Source organism: Nocardia sp. CA-135953 (assembly GCF_050955735.1).
GTDB lineage: Bacteria > Actinomycetota > Actinomycetes > Mycobacteriales > Mycobacteriaceae > Nocardia.
Window position 1 is genome coordinate 4,287,099 of record NZ_CP192082.1, and the last position, 18,697, is coordinate 4,305,795.

Here is an 18,697-nt window from a genome sequence, read left to right on the forward strand (position 1 = left end):
CGTCGCCCTTGCCTCCACGCGAGTCCGAAGCGCTCTCGCGCGGTCCTGAGTCCTCCCCGACACCCGAATCCACGCTGCCTTCGCCCCCATTCGAGGCACCGCCGAGGTCACCCGCACGCGATCCCGCGCCACCCCCACCTGATTCCGAATCCGCGTCGCCCTTGCCTCCACGCGAGTCCGAAGCGCCTACGCGCGGCCCCGAGTCCTCACCTGACCGCGAGCCCACGCCGTGTTCGCCCACATTCGAGACGACCTCGCGGTGTCGACCGTTCAACGCGGCACTCTCACTCGCACGCTCCTCGCGGTCAGCCTGCGCACCACGCGAATCCGACCTGGACGCACCCGGTGTGGGATCCGCTCCCCCGGCACGCGTCAGGTCCTCGTCATCGGACGGAGTGTTCATGCGCCGCAGCCGGTTGAGCAGCCTGAGGCGACGGGTGCGGGGGTGGGGGCACCGATGCGGGGGAGACCGAGGCCGACGCCGATGGGGTCGGTTTTGGGGGTGATGCCGCGTTCGTGGGCGTCGCCTGCGCGGGTGCGACGGTGGGTTTTGATGGTGGCGTCGGCGATCAGGTGGTGCGGGGCCGCGTCGGTGATGTCGACGGTGATGATGTCGCCTGGTCGGATCGTTTCCGCAGCGCCTTCAGGGCGGAAGTGCACGAGTCGGCCGTCGCGGGCACGGCCGCTCATGCGGGCGGTCGCGGCGTTCTTCTTGCCCGCGCCGTCGGCTACGAGCAGTTCGACCTCGGTGCCGACGAGCGCCTGGTTCGCGTTGAGGGAGATCTGCTCCTGCAGCGCGATCAGGCGCTCGTAGCGCTCCTGCACCACGGCCTTGGGCAGCTGGTCGGGCATATCCGCAGCGGGTGTGCCAGGACGCTTGGAGTACTGGAAGGTGTAGGCACTGGTGAACCGCGCCTGCCGGACGACATCCAGGGTCTCCTGGAAATCTTCCTCGGTCTCGCCCGGGAAGCCGACGATGATGTCGGTGGTGATCGCGGCATGCGGCATCGCGGCCCGCACCTTCTCGATGATGCCGAGGTAGCGCGCCCTGCGGTAGGACCGGCGCATCGCCTTCAGCACCCGATCCGATCCGGACTGCAGCGGCATATGCAGCTGCGGGCAGACATTCGGCGTCTGCGCCATCGCCTCGATCACGTCATCGGTGAATTCGGCCGGATGTGGCGAAGTGAAGCGCACCCGCTCTAGCCCATCGATGCGCCCGGCCGCGCGCAGCAGTTTGGCGAAGGCACCGCGATCGCGCGCCTCGTCGGGGTCGGCGAAGGACGCACCGTAGGAGTTCACGTTCTGCCCGAGCAGCGTGACTTCCAGGACGCCCTGATCGACCAGCGCCTGCACCTCGGCGAGCACATCGCCCGGACGGCGGTCGACCTCCTTGCCGCGCAGCGACGGCACGATGCAGAACGTGCAGGTGTTATTGCAGCCGACCGAGATCGAAACCCAACCGGCATAGGCGGATTCACGCTTGGCGGGCAGGCTCGAAGGGAACGCCTCCAGCGATTCCAGGATCTCCACCTGCGCCTCGGCATTGTGCCGCGCGCGTTCCAGCAGCACCGGCAGCGATCCGATGTTGTGTGTGCCGAACACCACATCCACCCACGGCGCTTTGCGCACGACGGTGTCGCGGTCCTTCTGCGCCAGGCAGCCGCCGACAGCGATCTGCATGCCCGGCCGGTCGGCCTTGATCGGGGCGAGGTGGCCGAGTGTGCCGTACAGCTTGTTGTCGGCGTTCTCGCGCACCGCGCAGGTATTGAAGACGACGAGGTCGGCCGTCGCACCCGGCGCGGCCTTCACATAGCCCGCATCCTCGAGCAGGCCCGACAAGCGTTCGGAATCGTGCACGTTCATCTGGCAACCGAAGGTGCGGACCTCGTAACTGCGTGCGCCGTCCGCGGCCGCAGGGGCGGGAGACAACACTGCCTGACCGATCGAATCCACTCGTCCAGGGTACGGGGGTGCGCAACGCGGGTTTTCAGCGCATCGGCGCAGGCTCCGGGCCCCGGCCCAGTCGCGTCGGAAGGGTTGCGGCGCTGTGTCGTATCGGCGCGGCGTAACGGTGTGTCGCAGAAACCCGGGCAAATCACCGTTTTCCGCTTAAGGTCTTGGACCATGACCGACGACGCCACCGCACCCGACACAATCGGGTTGGCCAAAACCGGGGCAGCGAGTTCTGATGAGGGCAGTACCGCCACAAGCGCGCCGATGATTTCGATGCGCAATGTGGAAAAGCACTTCGGTGACCTCCATGTGCTGCGCGATATCAACCTCGAGGTCCCCAAGGGACAGGTTGTTATCGTTCTGGGCCCTTCGGGGTCCGGGAAGTCGACGCTGTGCCGCACCATCAACCGACTGGAACCGATCGACTCCGGCGATATCGCCATCGACGGCGTACCACTGCCCGCCGAGGGCCGCGCGCTTGCCGCACTGCGCGCCGATGTCGGCATGGTGTTCCAATCGTTCAACCTCTTCGCGCACAAGACGATCATCGAGAACGTGATGCTCGCGCCGCTGAAGGTTCGCAAGGTGAAAAAGGAAGACGCCCGCAAGCGCGCAATGGAACTGCTCGAGCGCGTCGGGATCGCCGATCAGGCCGACAAGTATCCGGCGCAGCTCTCCGGCGGCCAGCAGCAGCGCGTGGCGATCGCTCGCGCGCTGGCGATGAGCCCGAAGGTGATGCTGTTCGACGAACCGACTTCGGCACTGGATCCGGAGATGGTCAACGAGGTGCTCGACGTCATGGTGTCGCTGGCCAAGGAGGGGATGACGATGCTGGTCGTCACCCACGAGATGGGCTTCGCGCGCAAGGCGGGCAACCGCGTGCTGTTCATGGCGGACGGGTCGATCGTCGAGGACGACACACCCGAGGTGTTCTTCACCGCCCCGAAGTCCGACCGTGCCAAGGATTTCCTCGGCAAGATCCTGAGCCACTGAACCGAGCAACCACCACAAACGTAAAGACCTCGGCCACCGAAATCACCAGAGGGAGAAGGAACACGATGAGGATCAACCGTTCGCTTCGACTCGGCATCGGGGCGATCGCCCTGACGCTGGCCGCAACAACCGCCGCCTGTGGCGGCGGAAGCGACAAATCCGCACTCGACAACGCCAAGGACGGAAAGCTCACCGTCGGCATCAAATTCGACCAGCCGGGCCTGGGCCTGCGCAACAAGGACGGCTCCTACAGCGGCTTCGACGTCGAGGTCGCCAAGTACGTCGCGGGCAAGCTCGGTGTGAAGCCGGAGAACATCACGTTCAAGGAGTCCCCGTCCGGACAGCGCGAGACGCTGATCGAGAACGGTCAGGTCGACTACATCGTCGCCACCTACTCGATCAACGATGCGCGTAAGCAGAAGGTCGACTTCGCAGGGCCGTATTACGTTGCGGGCCAGTCGCTTTTGGTCAAGGCCGACAACACCGGCATCAACGGTCCCGATGATCTGAAGGGTAAGAAGGTCTGCTCGGTGAAGGGCTCCACCCCGGCCCAGAACATCGAGAAGAACTACCCCGCCACGCAGCTGCAGACCAACGACACCTACTCGCTGTGCCTCGAGGGCCTGCAGGCCGGTTCGTACGACGCGGTCACCACCGATGACATCATCCTGGCCGGTTATGCCGCGCAGAGCGCGGGCACGTTCAAAGTCGTCGGCAAGCCGTTCACCACGGAGAACTACGGCATCGGCCTGAAGAAGGGCGATAAAGAGCTGCGCGACAAGGTCAACGACGCGATCGAGGCCATGATCGCCGACGGGTCCTGGAAGAAGGCGTTCGAGTCCACGGTCGGCGTCTCGGGCTACCAGGCGCCGACGCCGCCGACGGTGAACCGGTACTGAGATTCGTGATCGGGTGGCCCTGCAGGGCCACCCGATCTCTCGGCTACGAGCAACCTGTACATCGCGCGCGGAAGGACGATCTCCGGCCGCCGCACAATCCGATCGGAGGGACGCGAGCACCGTGTTCGACCTGATCTCGAGGTATGACGTCCTCGGCGCCTTCTGGGTGACCGTCAAACTGACCGCGTCGTCGGCGGTCCTCGCCCTGATCCTGGGCACATTCGTCGCCGCGATGCGCGTGTCCCCCGTGCCGGTCGCCCGTTTTCTCGGCGCCGCCTACGTCACCATCTTCCGCAATACCCCGCTGACGCTGATCATCGTGTTCTGCTCACTGGGCCTCTACTCCACCATGGGCTGGAAGCTCGCTCCGGAGGGCCCGAACTCGCTGGCGCAGAACAACTTCCGTTACGCTGTACTCGGACTCAGCATCTACACAGCGGCATTCGTGTGCGAGTCATTGCGCTCGGGTATCAACACCGTGCCGATGGGTCAGTCCGAGGCGGGCCGCTCACTGGGCTTCACCTTCACCCAGAATCTGCGAATCGTGGTGCTGCCGCAGGCATTCCGCTCGGTCATCGCCCCGCTCGGCAGCGTGCTGATCGCGCTCACCAAGAACTCCACGATCGCCTCGGCGATCGGCGTCGCCGAGGCCGCGACCCTGATGGCCAAGATGAACGAGAACGAGGCCGCACTGATCACCATCGGCTTCATCTTCGCACTCGGCTTCGTAATCCTGACCCTGCCGACCGGCCTGCTGTTCGGCTGGCTGGCCAAGCGATTCGAGGTGGTCCGATGAGTGCAGGAGCTTCGGTTCTTTTCGATGCGCCGGGGCCCCGCGCGCGCATTCGCAACTCCATCTATTCGGTCGTCGCGGTTGTCGCGGTGGTGGCGCTGGGCTGGGTGTTCTACCGCGGCTTCGCCGATAAGGGCCAGTTCACCGCAGAGAAGTGGAAGCCGTTCATCGAGGCGGACGTCTGGAAGACCTATCTGCTGCCCGGTCTGCGCGGGACCCTGGTCGCGGCGCTGCTGTCGATTGTGTTCGCACTGGTGGTCGGTATGGTCTTCGGCATCCTGCGGCTGTCGGATCACCGGGTAGTGCGCTGGGTGGCGGGCGCGATCGTCGAGGTGGCCCGGTCCATTCCGGTGCTGATCCTGATGATCTTCCTGTTCTACATCTTCTCCGATTACAAGGTGTTCAAGGTCGATCAGCTCGCGCTGTGGGCCGTGGTGATCGCGCTGACGGTCTACAACGGTTCGGTCATCGCCGAAATCGTGCGTGCCGGTATCAAATCGCTGCCGAAGGGGCAGACCGAGGCCGCGGTGGCGCTGGGGCTGCGCAAGGGGCAGCTGATGCGGTTGATCCTGCTACCGCAGGCGATTACCGCCATGCTGCCCGCCTTGATCTCGCAAATGGTTGTGGCGCTGAAGGATTCGGCGCTCGGTTATCAGATCACCTACCTCGAGATCGTGCGTCAGGGCTCGCAACTCGGTGCGGCCGAACGCAATACGGTGCCCGCGCTGATGGTCGTCGCCGTGGTGATGATTCTGCTGAACAGCACGTTGACGATCGTGGCCAATAAGTTGGAGCAGCGGTTGCGCTCGCGTAAGCGGGCCAAGGGTGCCGCCGTTGTGGCGGCCGACTCGATTCTTGCCGATGCGACTCCGGGGATGGATATCACGCAGAAGCCGTGAGGCCAGCGGCTCTGTCGATTTCGTCGGTGTTCTCCGCGATCGCCGTTGCAGCCGCACAATCGCTGTATGGGCGTGCGGCCCACCCGGGGTCCTGGTTTCCGGCCCCGTCCGCGTTCGGCCGCAGCGATCAGGACGACGGCACGCTGCTGCGGAGTTCTCCGGTCTCGGCGTGGACCGTGGAGGTGAAAGGTTCGGCGAACGGGACGGATTCGGGTGGGTAGGTGGCCGCTGCCACGGCGGTGGCCGCGCGGACGAAGGCGGCCACCGCGGGTGAATGGCAGGTCTGCGGCCACGCTACCGCGAGGGTAGTTGGTTTCAGGTCGGTGACCGGCCGATAGGCGATGCCGGGGCGGGGGTGACGGCGGGCGACCGAGGTGGGCGGGAACCAGATGCTGTCGCCGAGTTCGATCAGGTTGAAGATCTGCGCAAGATCCCGCACTGGACGCGAAGTTCCGGATGAGGGGACGAGGCCATCGCGGTCGGCGTGCGTTCCATCAGGGAGCAGTCGACCGGCCAGGTCGGCCAGGCACAGGGTTGCCTGGGCGGCGAGCGGATCAGAGGCAGCCAGTGCGACCAGGCGCGGTTCGGTGAGCAGCGGTTCGATGTCCAGGCCGCGGTCGTCGAACGGGGCCGTAATGAGCGCGACATCCGCACGGCCCTGACGCAATGCTGGAACCTGCTCACCCCGACCACCCAATATGAACTCCACCGGGACGGCCGCTTCATCGAGGCGGTATGTCTCGATGATCCGCGGCAGGAGTCCGGCGTCGTAGTCGGCCTTGAGCGCGAGCCGCAGCCCCGGTGTGGGCCGACCGACGTGCCGGGCACGCTCCGCGGCCGCCGCAACGGCATCGAGTGCGGTCCGCGCGTCGCGGAGCAAGGTCTCGCCGGGCGGGGTGAGCACGACGTGTCGGGTGGTGCGCTCGAAAAGTTGAACGCCCAGTTGACGTTCCAGTTCCCGGATCGCCCGCGACAGGGGTGGTTGTGCCATCCCCAGTCGGTCGGCTGCGCGTCCGAAATGCAGTTCCTCCGCGACGGCCACGAAGTATCGGAGTTGGCGAACCTCCAGATCACTCATATCCCCACGGTATCAACGCTTATCGGATCGGTCCTTCAGGTTCGGTGCCGCGCCGACTTGACTTGCCAGTGCCAAATCACTCGAGCAGAGGTTGTCATGATCGTTGTTACTGCCCCGACCGGCACCATCGGCCGTCAGGTCCTTCCGCATCTCCTCGATCGCGGCGCGCCGATCCGCGTTATCGCGCGTGATCCCGCACGCCTGCCCGTGCACATCCGCGAGCACGTCGAAGTCGTGACCGGATCGCACAGCGATATTGATGTCGTCACCCAGGCGTTCGCCGATGCCGACGCCGTGTTCTGGTTACTGCCTCCGGTTCATCGTGGAGCGAGCCTCGATGCCGCGGTTCTGGGTTTCACACGGCCCGCGTGCGAGGCATTCAAGGGTCAAGGTGTCGAGCGAGTGGTCGGCGTCTCGTCCATTGGTCGCGGGTCAGCGGTGGTCGGAAACGCCGGACTGGTCACAGCGTCGCTGGCGATGGACGATCTGATAGCGAGCACTGGCGTGAACTACCGAGCGCTGACCATGCCCTCGTTCATGGACAATCTGCTTCGCCAAGTCGATGCGATCAAGAACCAGGGCATGTTCTTCGCACCGCTTTCTCCCGACCTGAAACGCCCCACCTGCGCGACGCGTGATATCGCCGCCGTCGCCGCCGAACTGCTGCTCGACGACTCGTGGGACGGATACGACAGCGTTCCCGTACTCGGCCCAGAGGATTTGTCCAACAACGACATGGCGCAAATCATGTCCGAAGTGCTCGGCCGCCCGATCCGGTTCCGGCAAGTCTCCGGTGCGGCCTATAAGGCCACAATGCTCGAATCCGGCATGTCCGAGGCCATGGCCCAGGGCATGTACGACATGTTGGAGGCAAAGGAGAACGGCCTCGACAACGCCGAGCCCCGAACTCCTCGAGCCACGACTCCGACCACCTTCCGCCAATGGTGTGAAGAAGTCCTCGCCCCCGCCGTCCACGTCTAACCCGGCCCCCGGCCTCACTGAGGCTGCTGCCGCATGTTTCCGCCCGGCGAATTCGTGCGCGCTGCGAGAAAAGGTGCGCGGCGCAGTCTCTGTAGCTGACACCGCAGCAGGCCGACCCGCCGGACAGCCGGGCACAGCAGACGCTCAGTCGGGGTCCCGCGCGTCGAACTGGGCCTGTGCCAGTTCGGCTTTCACCACTGTGAAGGCGGTGGATTGGTTGTAGCCGCGCCGGGCGAGCATGGCTACGAGGCGGCGGATTGTTTTGTCGCGGTCCAGGTTTGCGGGCATGGTGCGTAGTTTGCGGCGGACCAGTTCGGTGGCGCGTTGTTCCTCGTCGTCGGCGGTGATGGCGGCGAGGGCGGAGGCGGCGTCGAAGTGGGAGACGCCCTTGCGGCGGAGTTCTTGGGCGAGGGCTTGTTTGCCCTTACCGGACAAGCTGTGGCGGGACTGGACCCATTGTTCGGCGAAGGCGGCGTCGTCGATCAGGCCGATCTCGGTGAAGCGGTCGAGGGCGCGTTCGGTGATTTCGGGCGTAAAGCCCTTGGCCGCGAGACGCTGCGCCAGTTCGGCACGGCTGCGGGCGCGGACGGCGAGCAGGCGAAGACACGCTTCCTTCGCCTGCTCGACCGTCCCGCCTTGGGGAATGCGCTCCGCACGGGACCGGTTCGCACCAGTGCCCGTCGAGGACGCACTCTCCTCGGATCCAGCCGCCACCGGATCCGCCCATCGGCCTTCGGAACTTTGTAAGTCAGCCGAGTGGGAGTCGTTGCGCCGGAACTCGTTCCGGTGCCCGCGCCCGCGCCGGGACCCAGTCGAGCGCGCCCGCTGCGGATCGGGCGCGCTCGACCGAGTTCCCATGATGTCCGAATCGGCCAAACCACCTTCGGCCAACCGGACCCGCCTATCCCCCTGCTCCCTCCCCTGAAATCCCGATCCCTCCGAATCCCTCTCATCACCCTCCGACCAATACACCTGCCCAGGTTCGGACTCGCCCGAATCGAATCCCGCGGGGGTCTGGATGGGTGGGCGGCCCGAGGCGGAGAGTAGTTCGTTCAGGCGGTGGCGGACCTCGGTAACCGGATCGGGCCGCGTTGTATCGGGTGCGGGCCGGGTGGGATGTGAGGCTGGGCGCCGAGGGGTCATCGGATCAGAAGTCGGCGGGGACCTCGGCCGCCGTGCCCTCTGCGGTCACGTCGGCGCCGATGCCGAGCTTTTCCTTGATCTTCTTCTCGATCTCGTCGCGGACGTCGGTGTTCTCCAGCAGGAACTTGCGGGCGTTCTCCTTGCCCTGGCCGAGCTGGTCGCCCTCGTAGGTGTACCAGGAGCCGGACTTGCGGATGAAGCCCTGCTCGACACCCATATCGATGAGCGAGCCCTCCTTGGAAATGCCCTGGCCGTAGAGGATGTCGAATTCCGCCTGCTTGAACGGCGGCGAGACCTTGTTCTTCACGACCTTCACACGAGTGCGGTTGCCGACCGCATCACTGCCGTCCTTGAGCGTCTCGATGCGGCGCACATCCAGGCGCACCGAGGCGTAGAACTTCAGCGCCTTACCACCGGTCGTGGTCTCGGGCGAACCGAACATCACACCGATCTTCTCGCGCAACTGGTTGATGAAGATGGCGGTGGTGCCGGAGTTGTTCAGCGCACCGGTCATCTTGCGCAGCGCCTGACTCATCAGGCGCGCCTGCAGACCGACGTGGCTGTCACCCATCTCGCCCTCGATTTCGGCACGCGGTACCAGCGCGGCCACCGAGTCGATGACGATGATGTCGATCGCGCCCGAACGCACCAGCATGTCAGCGATTTCCAGCGCCTGCTCACCGGTGTCGGGCTGGGAGACGAGCAGTGCGTCGGTGTCGACGCCCAGCTTACGGGCGTAGTCCGGATCGAGCGCGTGCTCGGCGTCGATGAAGGCGGCGACACCGCCCGCGGCCTGGGCATTGGCCACCGCGTGCAGTGCGACGGTCGTCTTACCCGAGGACTCCGGACCGTAGACCTCGATGATGCGGCCGCGCGGCAGACCGCCGATGCCGAGCGCCACGTCCAGGGCGATGGATCCGGTCGGGATCACCGAGATGGGCTGGCGGGCCTCCTCGCCGAGACGCATGACCGCGCCCTTGCCGAAGCTCTTCTCGACCTGAGCCAGCGCCAGCTCAAGCGCCTTATCACGGTCGTACGCCTGTGGTGCCATGTCCTGATCCCCTTCTCGACGGGTAAGTCTCGTTCTTGGTTGGCGCCCACATTAGAGGGCGGCACCGACAAGTTCTGACGACCAGCCTAGACGAACAGATGTTCGAGTCAAGCGACGCGCCCGACAAGGCGCGCCCCGAACTTCCCGGACACGGCAACCGCCGCGCTACGGCCGCTCGCAGCCCCTTTCCGAGCGCCGAACACCCCATCACCGACCCAGCGAAATCCGATCACTGTCCAGCAACGTCTGCGCCTGCTTGTACACCCGCAACGCCGGGCTCACCTCCACATCGGCGATCCCGTCGAGTGCACCCAGCCGCTGCGTGACATACCGATAGAGGTGCGCGGTATCGCGGCATATCAACGACGCCATCAGGTTGGTCGGCCCCGTGGTCGCGGCGATGAAGACGATCTCCGGATGGGTTGCCATCGCGGTGCCCACCGCCTCGAGATCCGCCGGTCGGGTGCGCAGCCACAGCGCCGCCCGCACGGCGTATCCCATCCGTTCGACCGCGAAATCGAGATCGAAGTACAGCACCCGGGATTCGACGAGTTCGGCCATGCGCCGTGCCACTTTCGTTGCGGTCCAACCGATTTCGGCCGCAATCTGAGCATAGGGCGCGCGTCCGTCGCGACCGAGCAGCACCAGCATCGCCTCATCCTGCGCCGAAAGTTCGACCGGCGCTTCCGGGCCCGTATCGGCCCGCCACGACGGCCGTGGACCGAGGTCGCGCAATTGCGCAGCCGTGAACAGGTGCCTGAAATCCGGCCACTCCTCATCGAGCGGGAAGCGGTGGATCACCTCATGGGCCGTCAGTCCGATCACCTGACTGGCCTGGGGCAACGTCTGCATCAACAGCTTGTCGCGCCGCTCGATCGAGCGCGGCCTGCTCACACAGGTCACCTCGGATCCGGTGGCCGACAATGCGACCCAGCTCAGATCCGGAAACCGCGCCAGTGACTCGGCCAGCCGCGCCGCCTTGTCCGGCGTCGACCGGAGCCGGATCACCCAGCGCGCATGCCCGAGCGGCACCGCGTTGACCTGCCCCGCCACATGCAGGATGCCGCGCTGCCGCAGCGATCGGTAGCGCCGCGCCACCGTCTGCTCCGAAACCCCGAGGATCGCGCCGAGCTTGGCGAACGGGATGCGCGCATCGGTCACCAGCGCGTGCAGGATCTGCTTCTCGAGGACATCGAGTACGGAGGAATCCACACCGCCTTCGGATTGCATAGGAGGAATCTAACGCATATGACCACGTGACTATGTGGATATCAACGCCTGCCGCACCCTGAGTGTCGATATCGTTCCAATCACCTCGGAGGCTCCCGTGAGGAAATGGCTGCCCTTATTCGCCGCGTGCCTGGGCACGCTGATGCTGCTCATCGACGTCACCATCGTCAATGTCGCGCTTCCCGACATCGCCGCCGATCTCGGCACCGGTCTGTCCGGACTGCAGTGGGTGATGGACGGATACGCGCTCGCGTTGGCCGCGCTACTGCTGGTGCTCGGTTCGCTGGCCGATCGGGTCGGTGCGAAGCGCGCCTATCTCGCCGGACTCGTCGTTTTCGCGATCGCATCGCTGATCTGCGGGATCGCCGATGCCTCGGCGAGTCTCATTGCGGCGCGCGCACTTCAGGGCATCGGCGGGGCCGCGATGTTCGCGACCACACTGTCGCTGCTGCACTCCACCTACACCGGCCGTGATCGGGGTGTCGCCTTCGGTGTCTGGGGTGCGGTATCGGGTGCGGCGGCCGGAATCGGTGTGGTGCTCGGCGGTGTACTCACCGACGCACTGTCGTGGCGGTGGATCTTCTTCGTCAATCTGCCGATCGCGGTATCGGCGATCGTGTTGACCGCCATCGTGTTCCAGCCGTCGCCGCGGCAGGCGGAGCGGGCCATCGATGTGCCGGGCATGCTCGCGTTCGCGACCGCCGCGACGGCGGTCACCTACGGCGTCATCCGCGGCGGCGAACACGGCTGGTCCGATGGTCCTACGCTGCTCGCCCTGGCGCTCGGCGCGGTCGCGCTGCTGGCCTTCGTATTCGTCGAATCCCGCAGTGCGGCAGCGATGTTCCCGCTGGCACTGCTCGGCAATCGCAACTTCGGGGCCACCCTTGTCTCGGCGTCCGGCCAGACGTTCGCGGCCTTCGCCGCCACGCCTCTTATTTCGCTCTGGCTGCAGCAGCAGTTGCACATGTCACCCATGCACGCCGGACTGGCCATGCTGCCGATGGCGGCGACAGCGTTCGTGGTCGCCGGCGCATTCGGCAAACCACTACACGATGTTTCGCCGAAATGGACGATCGGAGCCGGTCTGGTGCTGGTCGGCATCGGTGCCGGACTGCTCACCATCATTGACACCGAATCATCTTGGGCCGCACTGGTTCCTGGATTCGTGGTGATCGGTGCGGGCATCGGCGTCAACGCACCCGCGCTGGTCGCGGTGGGGATGGCGGCGGTGCCGCCACAGCAGGGTGGGATCGCCGCGGGCGCGGTGAATACCGCACGACAGCTCGGCCTCGCTCTCGGAGTCGCCGTGCTGGGCACCGTATTCCGCGAAGTCGCCGACGACAGCAACCCGATGACATTGTCGCGTTTCGTGGATGGCTTGGACGCGGCATTCGGCATCGCAGCCGGAGTCGGAATCGTATTCGGCGTGATCGCATTCGGGCTGTTCCACCGTGAGCGTCCGGTCGCCGACGCCCCGGTCCAGCCGGAGACCGTCGCCGCCTGAGCCCCACCGGCCCAACCATCAGGCCAGGCCGGGCACCCCCTTGCACCAACCGGGCACCCCGCACACGCGGGGGCCCGGTCCGGCAACGGGGTACCCGGCCGATTACTGCTGCGGCAGAACGGATTCGTCGCCTTCCGGGCGCGGGCCGGGGATGCGGCGGTCGGATTCGTCGATGCGGACATCGTTGATGCTGGCCTCGCGGCGCGACATCAGGCCTTCCGGGGTGAACTCCCACTGCTCATTGCCGTAACTGCGCCACCACTGGCCGGATTCGTCATGCCATTCGTATTGGAAGCGGACCGCGATGCGGTTGCCTTCGAATGCCCAGAGGTCCTTGCGCAGTGCGTACCCGTTCTCGATGGACCACTTTCGGGTGAGAAATTCGACGATGGCGGCGCGGCCGGTGAAGAACTCGTCACGATTGCGCCACACCGAATCCTCGGTGTATGCGGCGGCGACGCGCTCGGGATCCCTGGTGTTCCAGGCATTCTCGGCGGCCCGCACCTTGGCCTTGGCCGATTCCAGGTCGAATGGCGGCAGCGGAGGTCGCATGGCAATATCCTTCTCGGGGATTCGGGGTCAGGGGTTGACCGGGGAAAGTTCGGCGGGGCCCCAGCGGAGCGGGCCCGCGCCGTGGATCTCGATCACTTCCGTAATGGCGAAGTCGATCGAGCACTGGGCCCCGGCGGTGCGGGTTTCCGGTGCCCAGGACAATTCGGCGGTTCCGCTGAGTTGGAGGGTTCCGCCAGTGGTCCAGTCCGGGATCAGGATGCCACAGCGTGGGTTCACCGCGATGTTCCCGAGTGTCATGAACATCGAATTGCCCTGGTAGTCAGGCCATCTCAGCCGAGTCGGCGAAAGCACCCGCAGGAAGCCAGGATTCCCGCCACGGTGGGAGGCGTCGGCATTTCCGTCGATATCCGCGGTGGCGACGAAGAAGGCGTCCGCCGCGGCGATCAGTGCATGCTGCCGCGCATCGAGTTCCGTGCTATGCCGGGGCGCCGGCAGTTCGATATCGGGGCGGTACGATTCGATCTGCCTGCGCGAGATGTACTTCGGGCAGTTCGAATACACCTGATCGACGGCAATTCGTAGCCCCGCCTCCGTCGGAGCCGCGACTCCGTTGACGCGCATTCGCCTGCGCCGCTGAGGCTGCAGCGCGATCATACCGATCCGGACAGGGCGGGTCAGTGCGTCGTGTAGCGGATCTCCCACTGCCGGAAATGCAGCGATTGCGATTGTCTCGGCATCGACGACGTGCACGAATCCCGGCGAACCGACCACCGCACCTGCCCACATCCGTCCGTCCAGGTCCGCGGCCGCGATCACGACCATCGGCTGCTCCGCCAGGAAACCCGCCGCGATATCCGGGATGTCGGCACGAATCATCCGTCCTACCCGGTCTGCGATATGCGCCTGGCCCATTCGCTGCTGTACGGCGACCTCGCCCGGATGAAAGTGAGACATCACAGTGTTCAGCACCGTCCGGGCTCAGAAGAATCCGCACGTCGGGGCGGCACCGCTGGGCGCGGGAGCGGATTCGGCGCCCGTGGGTGCGTAGACCTCGAGGCGGATACCGTCGGGGTCGACGAAGAAGATGCCACCCGAGGCGACGCCCTCGCCGTGCGCGACCACCCCGTCGTGGGCGAAGGTCACCGACAGTTCACGCAGCATCGCCTCGATCGAACGCACCTGTTCGATGGTGTCGACCTGGAACGAAAGATGGTGCAGACCAGGGGTTGCGGTGGAGAACGCGCCGTCGGACTGTTGCCACAGGGTCAGCACGAGCTTGCCGTTCGCACCGAGGAAGGCCCAACGCTTTTCGTCGTCGATGCTGGCCGCGAGCTGCTCGAAACCGAATGCGCGGCGGTAGAAGTCCACCGATCGGTCCAGGTCGGAGACGTTCAGGCCGATGTGTCCGGTGGCCAGTTGGGGCGCGATGGCTGTGGGCATCGTGATCCTCCTCGAAATTTATAACTTATCTAAGTAGCTTTACCAGTTAGAACCTAACCAGAAGCGGAAAGAACGTCAACCTCCAAAATAGAGTTAATCGGTTAGAACGGCGGTGGTTGCCTTGGCAACGAAAGGAAGATCGCTACCCTCAGGTATGCCTGATCCACGCCCCCACCTCGGTGAACCGCTGGCACTCGACCTGCTGAACACCCGGTGGATCCAGGACGGACCGCAGGATCTGCTCACCGATGTCGCGGGCCTGGGCATATGGCTGACCTCGGCCGGACTCGACGATCGCGCCAATGCCGACGAGCGGACCCTGCAGGCGATACTCGCCGCCCGCACCGCCATCTACGACACCGTGAAACACACCTCACACACCGCGCTCAACCAAGTCCTCGACCACGGCCGGATCCGACGCATGCTGACCGACACCGGCCCCGCCGAAATAGTCGACGTACCCGAAACCACCTGGCTCCCCGGCTGGCTCGCCGCCGACAACCTGCTGCGGCTACTGGCCGAAGCGCCGGACCGGATCCGCCAGTGCGCCCACCCCGACTGCGTCCTGTTCTTCTACGACACCTCGAGAAACGGCACCCGCCGTTGGCATTCGATGGCGAGCTGCGGCAACCGCACCAAGGCCGCACGCCACTACGCCAAAAAGGCCTGAGCTCAGAAGAGTTCGTCGAGCAGTCGGTAGTAGTCCAGTCGCCGCCGGTCCGGCTCGGCGAGCCCATAGGCGGCGTAGAACGCGCCCAGTTCGTCGGTACCGAAGTCCTCGCGCAGGTCGCGTTCGACCAGGGCCAGATCACGGTACCGATCCGCGACACCCAAACCGCCGACGTCGATCAGCAGACCACCGACCAGCACATTGGACGGGGTGAAATCACCGTGCGCGACAACGAGGTCCTCGTCCGGCGGACGCTCGACCAGCAGCCGTCGGTAGATCTGTTCCGGCGTCTGCCCCCGATTGTCGTCGTCGAAGTCGTCGACATCGACCAAACCCTCGAGCACACGGCGCCGCGCCCGGGCCAGCATCACATCCAACCCGCCGTCGAACGGGCACTCGGCAACGGGCATATCGTGCAGCCGCCGCAACAGCGCGCCCATGACCGCGCCCACCGATGCCGTCGGTTCGGCGGCCAGACTCGGCAGACCCGCGTCGGCGAGAACCAGCACATCCTCTTCGAACACAGCAATGTCAGGTAGTTGAATCCCTTTGCCCCGCAGCCAATTCAACCGCGCACACTCGGCTGCGGCCTTCGGTCCCCGCTTCACCCAGTATGCACCGTCGACGTGCGCGACACCGCCGCTCATTCCCTCGTGGTCCTCCGACCACGCGGGGTCCGCACCCAGCACAGCGGCGACCTTCGGCGGCAAGGTCGTGGGCAGATCATCGAGCAGGTCGAGGGTGGTGCGGGTGGCCTCGATCAGTTCGGCATCCCCCTCGACGACGCGCAGTTTCAATGCCTCGGTGAGCCGCGCCCTTGCCTCGGGCAGTCTGCCCTGTTCGGCAAGGGCCTTGCCCAGGTGCTGCAGCGCGAAGGAGAGCACCTCGGAGTCGCCTGCTCGGTCCACGGCTCGGCGATACAGCGTCTCGGCGGTGACGATGTCACCCCAATAGCGGTAGACATCACCGAGGTTGATCCAGACCGAGGTCCGGCGATAGTCACTATCGGCGAGCTCGAGGGCGCGATCGAGGTGATCGAGGGCCTCCGCGTAGCGGCCCAGCAACATCAGCTCGATGCCGATCTTGCGGAATTCGGCGAAGTCGACCGGCCGCGCGGTCGCGACGCGAGCGGCCAGCTGCGCATGATCGATGGGAATCATGCGCAGCCGCTCGTCGAAGCGGTATCCGTGATCGCTCACCAGCGTGTTCTCGGCACGTCGAAGTCGGCGCAGAGCGCGCGCCACACGTCACGCGGGTCGACGCCCGCCTCGATGGCGGCGGCGCCCGTCCGCCCGCCCAATGCCGGGATGGTGTGGTCCCTGAGCAGCGCATCGCCGCGGGACACACCGAACTCGGTATGCAACAGCTCCTGGAACTCGGTCAACCGCACCGTATTCAAGATACTCGCGCCGCTGGGGACCTTCACTCGGGCCGTTCGATTGGCGAACAGGCCGCTAGCGCGTCCGCACGCTGAGAACGTCGTGACAGATGCGGATCGGGTCCGCGACCTCGGCGATACCGGCGGCCGCTCGTTGCGCCGCGGCGGCGTAGTCGGGCGTGTCGAGCAGATCGAGGACTGCGGTACGCACCGCATCGACGGTCAGGGGGCGGACCAGGATCGAACTACCTTGGCGGGCAGCGCGATTGGCGAGCTCCCACTGGTCGCCGCCGCCGGGTACCGTCACGATCGGTACACCAGCGAGCAGGGATTTCGCCAGCAGACCGTGGCCGCCGCCGCCCACCACGACCGACGCGTGGGTGAGCAGTTCGTCCTGACGGCCGAGTCCGGCGGTGGCCCATGACGGCAGGTCGGTGGGCGGAGCGTCGAGCATGGAAATGGCCACCCGGACGCCCGCTCCGTCCAATGCGGCGAGCACGGTTTCGACCATGCCCGCGACACCTGTATGCGCGGTCGACGGTGCGACCATGACCAGTGGCTCATCGCCGAGCGGTGGCTCGAGGATTTCCGGAGTCGGCTCCCACAGCAGCGGGCCGACGACGTGGGTGTGCTCGGGCCAGTCGGGACGCGGCATCTCGAGGGCGGGCAGCGTGGCGATCAGGCGGGCCGCCGGGCCCGGATCGGCGCCGGGCAATCCGACGCTTTCGCGGGCCTGCTCGCGCTGACGCAGACCGCTGCGAACGGCGCGCGCGGTCATAGTGCGCAACACGCCGTCACGCAGCCGGCCGCGTACCCCCTCTCCCGGCGCGAGGCCACTTCCGATGGGCGGCAACGCTTTCGACGGTAGGTACAGTGGATGCGGCGACAGCTCGACCCACGGCACCCCGAGTCGCTCGGCGGCCATCCCGCCGCCCGCGGTCAGCACATCCGACACCACGAGCTCCGGCAGCATCGCGCTGAGATCGGGCAGGATTTCGGTCGAAATATGCGCCGCACGCTCATGAATGCGCTGACCGGCATCATTGTCGTCGTCGACGGTTCGCGGCGCGAGCCCCTTGAGCCTGCGCACCGCGATGCCCGCCTGCTTGGCGGCCTCGAACCAACGCGGTCCGGTGAACAGCACCGGATCGTCTCCGGCGGCCAGGAAGCGTTCGCACAGCGCCAGCGCCGGAAACGCATGGCCGGGATCCGGCCCGGCAACAACGGCAACACGCATGCGGCCAGCCTGCCACATCGCTCTCGGAACTCGGTGCGGCGCGGACCGGGGTTCGGGGGAGCACCCGATGCGGCCCCGCGTTCATCGAAATGCCACTCGGAAGAACCCCGTCGAGCGTCGATCGACGACATACCGGTCTAGACCATTCCATCTGGTGACCGATAGATTGGGGTCGAAGTGCCCATCACCACCATCGACGAATTGCTGAACCTGTTGGCCGGATGCGCCGACGTCTGGGATACGCCCGACCGCAGCGGCGACCCCGTCGACATCTTGGACCACGACCTGCAATGCGCGGAGCTGCTGCGCCGATCCCATCCGGACGACGAGGAACTCCAACTCGCCGGACTCCTGCACGATATCGGCCACAAACTCGTCCCCGGCGACGATGCGGACCACGGCAAACACGGTGCGGACGCGATCCGCGCACTACTCGGCGACCGGGTCGCCCGACTGGTCGAACTCCACGTCGTCGCCAAGCGCTACTTGGCCGCCACCGAAACCGCCTACACCCCGTCCCCCACCAGCCGACGCACCCTGGTGGCCCAAGGCGGTCCGCTGACCGAGACCGAAATCGCCGAATTCCGAACCGATCCCGACTTCACCGCCGCCATCGCGCTCCGCCGCGCCGACGACGCGGGCAAGGTCGTCGGCCTTCGAGTCGCCTCCGTCAAGTCCTGGCGTCCAATGATCGAGCGCGTCGCCCGCACCCGCTGACCCAACCGATTTCAACACTTCCCCACCCATCCGTTACCCTTGCTCAGCAACACCGGTCCGGGTGGCGGAATGGCAGACGCTCTAGCTTGAGGTGCTAGTGCCCTTTATCGGGCGTGGGGGTTCAAGTCCCCCTCCGGACACAGACAGTACCTCATCTCACCCGTTCTACCTGCGGTTATGCAGGACGGGCAAGTGACGGCGTCGAGTCGAATCAG

At 65.9% G+C, this 18,697-nt stretch carries 19 protein-coding genes and 1 tRNA gene; 9 read left to right on the top strand and 11 right to left on the bottom strand.

Annotated elements, in window-relative coordinates; genetic code table 11:
• Positions 1-399 precede the first annotated feature (399 nt).
• Complete coding sequence (miaB, locus tag ACQPXH_RS19990) at positions 400-1,956, bottom strand: tRNA (N6-isopentenyl adenosine(37)-C2)-methylthiotransferase MiaB (protein ID WP_433598057.1); 1,557 nt, start codon at positions 1,954-1,956, stop codon at positions 400-402.
• A 264-nt stretch (positions 1,957-2,220) separates the two neighbouring features.
• Between miaB and ACQPXH_RS19995 the strand changes: the two genes are divergently transcribed.
• The 4 genes from ACQPXH_RS19995 to ACQPXH_RS20010 all read left to right on the top strand — a co-directional run bounded on the left by ACQPXH_RS19995 (position 2,221) and on the right by ACQPXH_RS20010 (position 5,540).
• A complete protein-coding gene (locus tag ACQPXH_RS19995; RefSeq protein ID WP_433603518.1) occupies positions 2,221-2,949 on the top strand; it encodes an amino acid ABC transporter ATP-binding protein in 729 nt (242 codons plus the stop codon).
• 65 nt (positions 2,950-3,014) lie between these two features.
• On the top strand, positions 3,015-3,848 hold the full coding sequence (locus ACQPXH_RS20000; protein ID WP_433598058.1) for a glutamate ABC transporter substrate-binding protein: 834 nt from the start codon (positions 3,015-3,017) through the stop codon (positions 3,846-3,848).
• A 121-nt stretch (positions 3,849-3,969) separates the two neighbouring features.
• Positions 3,970-4,644, top strand: a complete 675-nt coding sequence (locus tag ACQPXH_RS20005) for an amino acid ABC transporter permease (protein ID WP_433598059.1) — start codon at positions 3,970-3,972, stop codon at positions 4,642-4,644.
• The gene (locus ACQPXH_RS20010; RefSeq protein ID WP_433598060.1) at positions 4,641-5,540 is read left to right on the top strand and encodes an amino acid ABC transporter permease; all 900 of its coding nucleotides are present in this window, start codon (positions 4,641-4,643) and stop codon (positions 5,538-5,540) included. Before ACQPXH_RS20005 ends, ACQPXH_RS20010 begins: the two co-directional genes overlap by 4 nt.
• A 127-nt stretch (positions 5,541-5,667) precedes the next feature.
• On the opposite strand, the gene ACQPXH_RS20015 is transcribed toward ACQPXH_RS20010, so the two are convergent.
• The gene (locus ACQPXH_RS20015) at positions 5,668-6,618 is read right to left on the bottom strand and encodes a LysR family transcriptional regulator (RefSeq protein WP_433598061.1); all 951 of its coding nucleotides are present in this window, start codon (positions 6,616-6,618) and stop codon (positions 5,668-5,670) included.
• Positions 6,619-6,714: 96 nt separating this feature from the next.
• Between ACQPXH_RS20015 and ACQPXH_RS20020 the strand changes: the two genes are divergently transcribed.
• Positions 6,715-7,599 carry an NAD(P)H-binding protein gene (locus tag ACQPXH_RS20020; protein ID WP_433598062.1) on the top strand — a complete coding sequence of 295 codons (885 nt, stop codon included), beginning with the start codon at positions 6,715-6,717 and terminating at the stop codon, positions 7,597-7,599.
• 144 nt (positions 7,600-7,743) lie between these two features.
• On the opposite strand, the gene recX is transcribed toward ACQPXH_RS20020, so the two are convergent.
• The 3 genes from recX to ACQPXH_RS20035 all read right to left on the bottom strand — a co-directional run bounded on the left by recX (position 7,744) and on the right by ACQPXH_RS20035 (position 11,023).
• A complete protein-coding gene (gene recX, locus ACQPXH_RS20025) occupies positions 7,744-8,313 on the bottom strand; it encodes a recombination regulator RecX (protein ID WP_433598063.1) in 570 nt (189 codons plus the stop codon).
• A 433-nt stretch (positions 8,314-8,746) separates the two neighbouring features.
• Entirely contained in the window at positions 8,747-9,793 is a 1,047-nt protein-coding gene (gene recA / locus ACQPXH_RS20030; RefSeq protein WP_433598064.1) for a recombinase RecA, read from the bottom strand.
• Positions 9,794-10,000: 207 nt separating this feature from the next.
• Positions 10,001-11,023 carry an Lrp/AsnC family transcriptional regulator gene (locus tag ACQPXH_RS20035; protein WP_433598065.1) on the bottom strand — a complete coding sequence of 341 codons (1,023 nt, stop codon included), beginning with the start codon at positions 11,021-11,023 and terminating at the stop codon, positions 10,001-10,003.
• A gap of 97 nt (positions 11,024-11,120) precedes the next feature.
• On the opposite strand from ACQPXH_RS20035, the gene ACQPXH_RS20040 reads away from it, so the two are divergent.
• On the top strand, positions 11,121-12,527 hold the full coding sequence (locus ACQPXH_RS20040) for an MFS transporter (RefSeq protein ID WP_433598066.1): 1,407 nt from the start codon (positions 11,121-11,123) through the stop codon (positions 12,525-12,527).
• A gap of 102 nt (positions 12,528-12,629) precedes the next feature.
• Here the strand turns inward: ACQPXH_RS20040 and ACQPXH_RS20045 are convergent, their stop codons facing one another.
• From ACQPXH_RS20045 to ACQPXH_RS20055, 3 genes are read right to left on the bottom strand one after another with little or no spacing between them, the layout of a single operon-like run.
• The gene (locus ACQPXH_RS20045; RefSeq protein ID WP_433598067.1) at positions 12,630-13,079 is read right to left on the bottom strand and encodes a nuclear transport factor 2 family protein; all 450 of its coding nucleotides are present in this window, start codon (positions 13,077-13,079) and stop codon (positions 12,630-12,632) included.
• A gap of 27 nt (positions 13,080-13,106) precedes the next feature.
• Complete coding sequence (locus tag ACQPXH_RS20050; RefSeq protein ID WP_433603519.1) at positions 13,107-13,994, bottom strand: pyridoxamine 5'-phosphate oxidase family protein; 888 nt, start codon at positions 13,992-13,994, stop codon at positions 13,107-13,109.
• Positions 13,995-14,018: 24 nt separating this feature from the next.
• Positions 14,019-14,480, bottom strand: a complete 462-nt coding sequence (locus tag ACQPXH_RS20055) for a VOC family protein (RefSeq protein ID WP_433598068.1) — start codon at positions 14,478-14,480, stop codon at positions 14,019-14,021.
• A 154-nt stretch (positions 14,481-14,634) separates the two neighbouring features.
• On the opposite strand from ACQPXH_RS20055, the gene ACQPXH_RS20060 reads away from it, so the two are divergent.
• Complete coding sequence (locus ACQPXH_RS20060) at positions 14,635-15,150, top strand: CGNR zinc finger domain-containing protein (RefSeq protein WP_433598069.1); 516 nt, start codon at positions 14,635-14,637, stop codon at positions 15,148-15,150.
• Positions 15,151-15,152: 2 nt separating this feature from the next.
• On the opposite strand, the gene ACQPXH_RS20065 is transcribed toward ACQPXH_RS20060, so the two are convergent.
• From ACQPXH_RS20065 to ACQPXH_RS20075, 3 genes are all read right to left on the bottom strand, one after another.
• Positions 15,153-16,349 (bottom strand): phosphotransferase, encoded by a 1,197-nt coding sequence (locus tag ACQPXH_RS20065; RefSeq protein ID WP_433598070.1) that lies wholly within the window; start codon positions 16,347-16,349, stop codon positions 15,153-15,155.
• Positions 16,346-16,540: a DUF3046 domain-containing protein gene (locus ACQPXH_RS20070; RefSeq protein WP_433598071.1), complete on the bottom strand. Its 195-nt coding sequence runs from the start codon at positions 16,538-16,540 to the stop codon at positions 16,346-16,348. Before ACQPXH_RS20070 ends, ACQPXH_RS20065 begins: the two co-directional genes overlap by 4 nt.
• A 64-nt stretch (positions 16,541-16,604) precedes the next feature.
• Positions 16,605-17,765, bottom strand: a complete 1,161-nt coding sequence (locus ACQPXH_RS20075; RefSeq protein ID WP_433598072.1) for a glycosyltransferase — start codon at positions 17,763-17,765, stop codon at positions 16,605-16,607.
• A 177-nt stretch (positions 17,766-17,942) separates the two neighbouring features.
• Between ACQPXH_RS20075 and ACQPXH_RS20080 the strand changes: the two genes are divergently transcribed.
• Both ACQPXH_RS20080 and ACQPXH_RS20085 read left to right on the top strand, forming a co-directional pair.
• Positions 17,943-18,482: an HD domain-containing protein gene (locus ACQPXH_RS20080; RefSeq protein WP_433598073.1), complete on the top strand. Its 540-nt coding sequence runs from the start codon at positions 17,943-17,945 to the stop codon at positions 18,480-18,482.
• Between the two features lie 55 nt (positions 18,483-18,537).
• Positions 18,538-18,622 (top strand) — tRNA-Leu (locus ACQPXH_RS20085).
• The last annotated feature ends 75 nt before the right edge of the window (positions 18,623-18,697 follow it).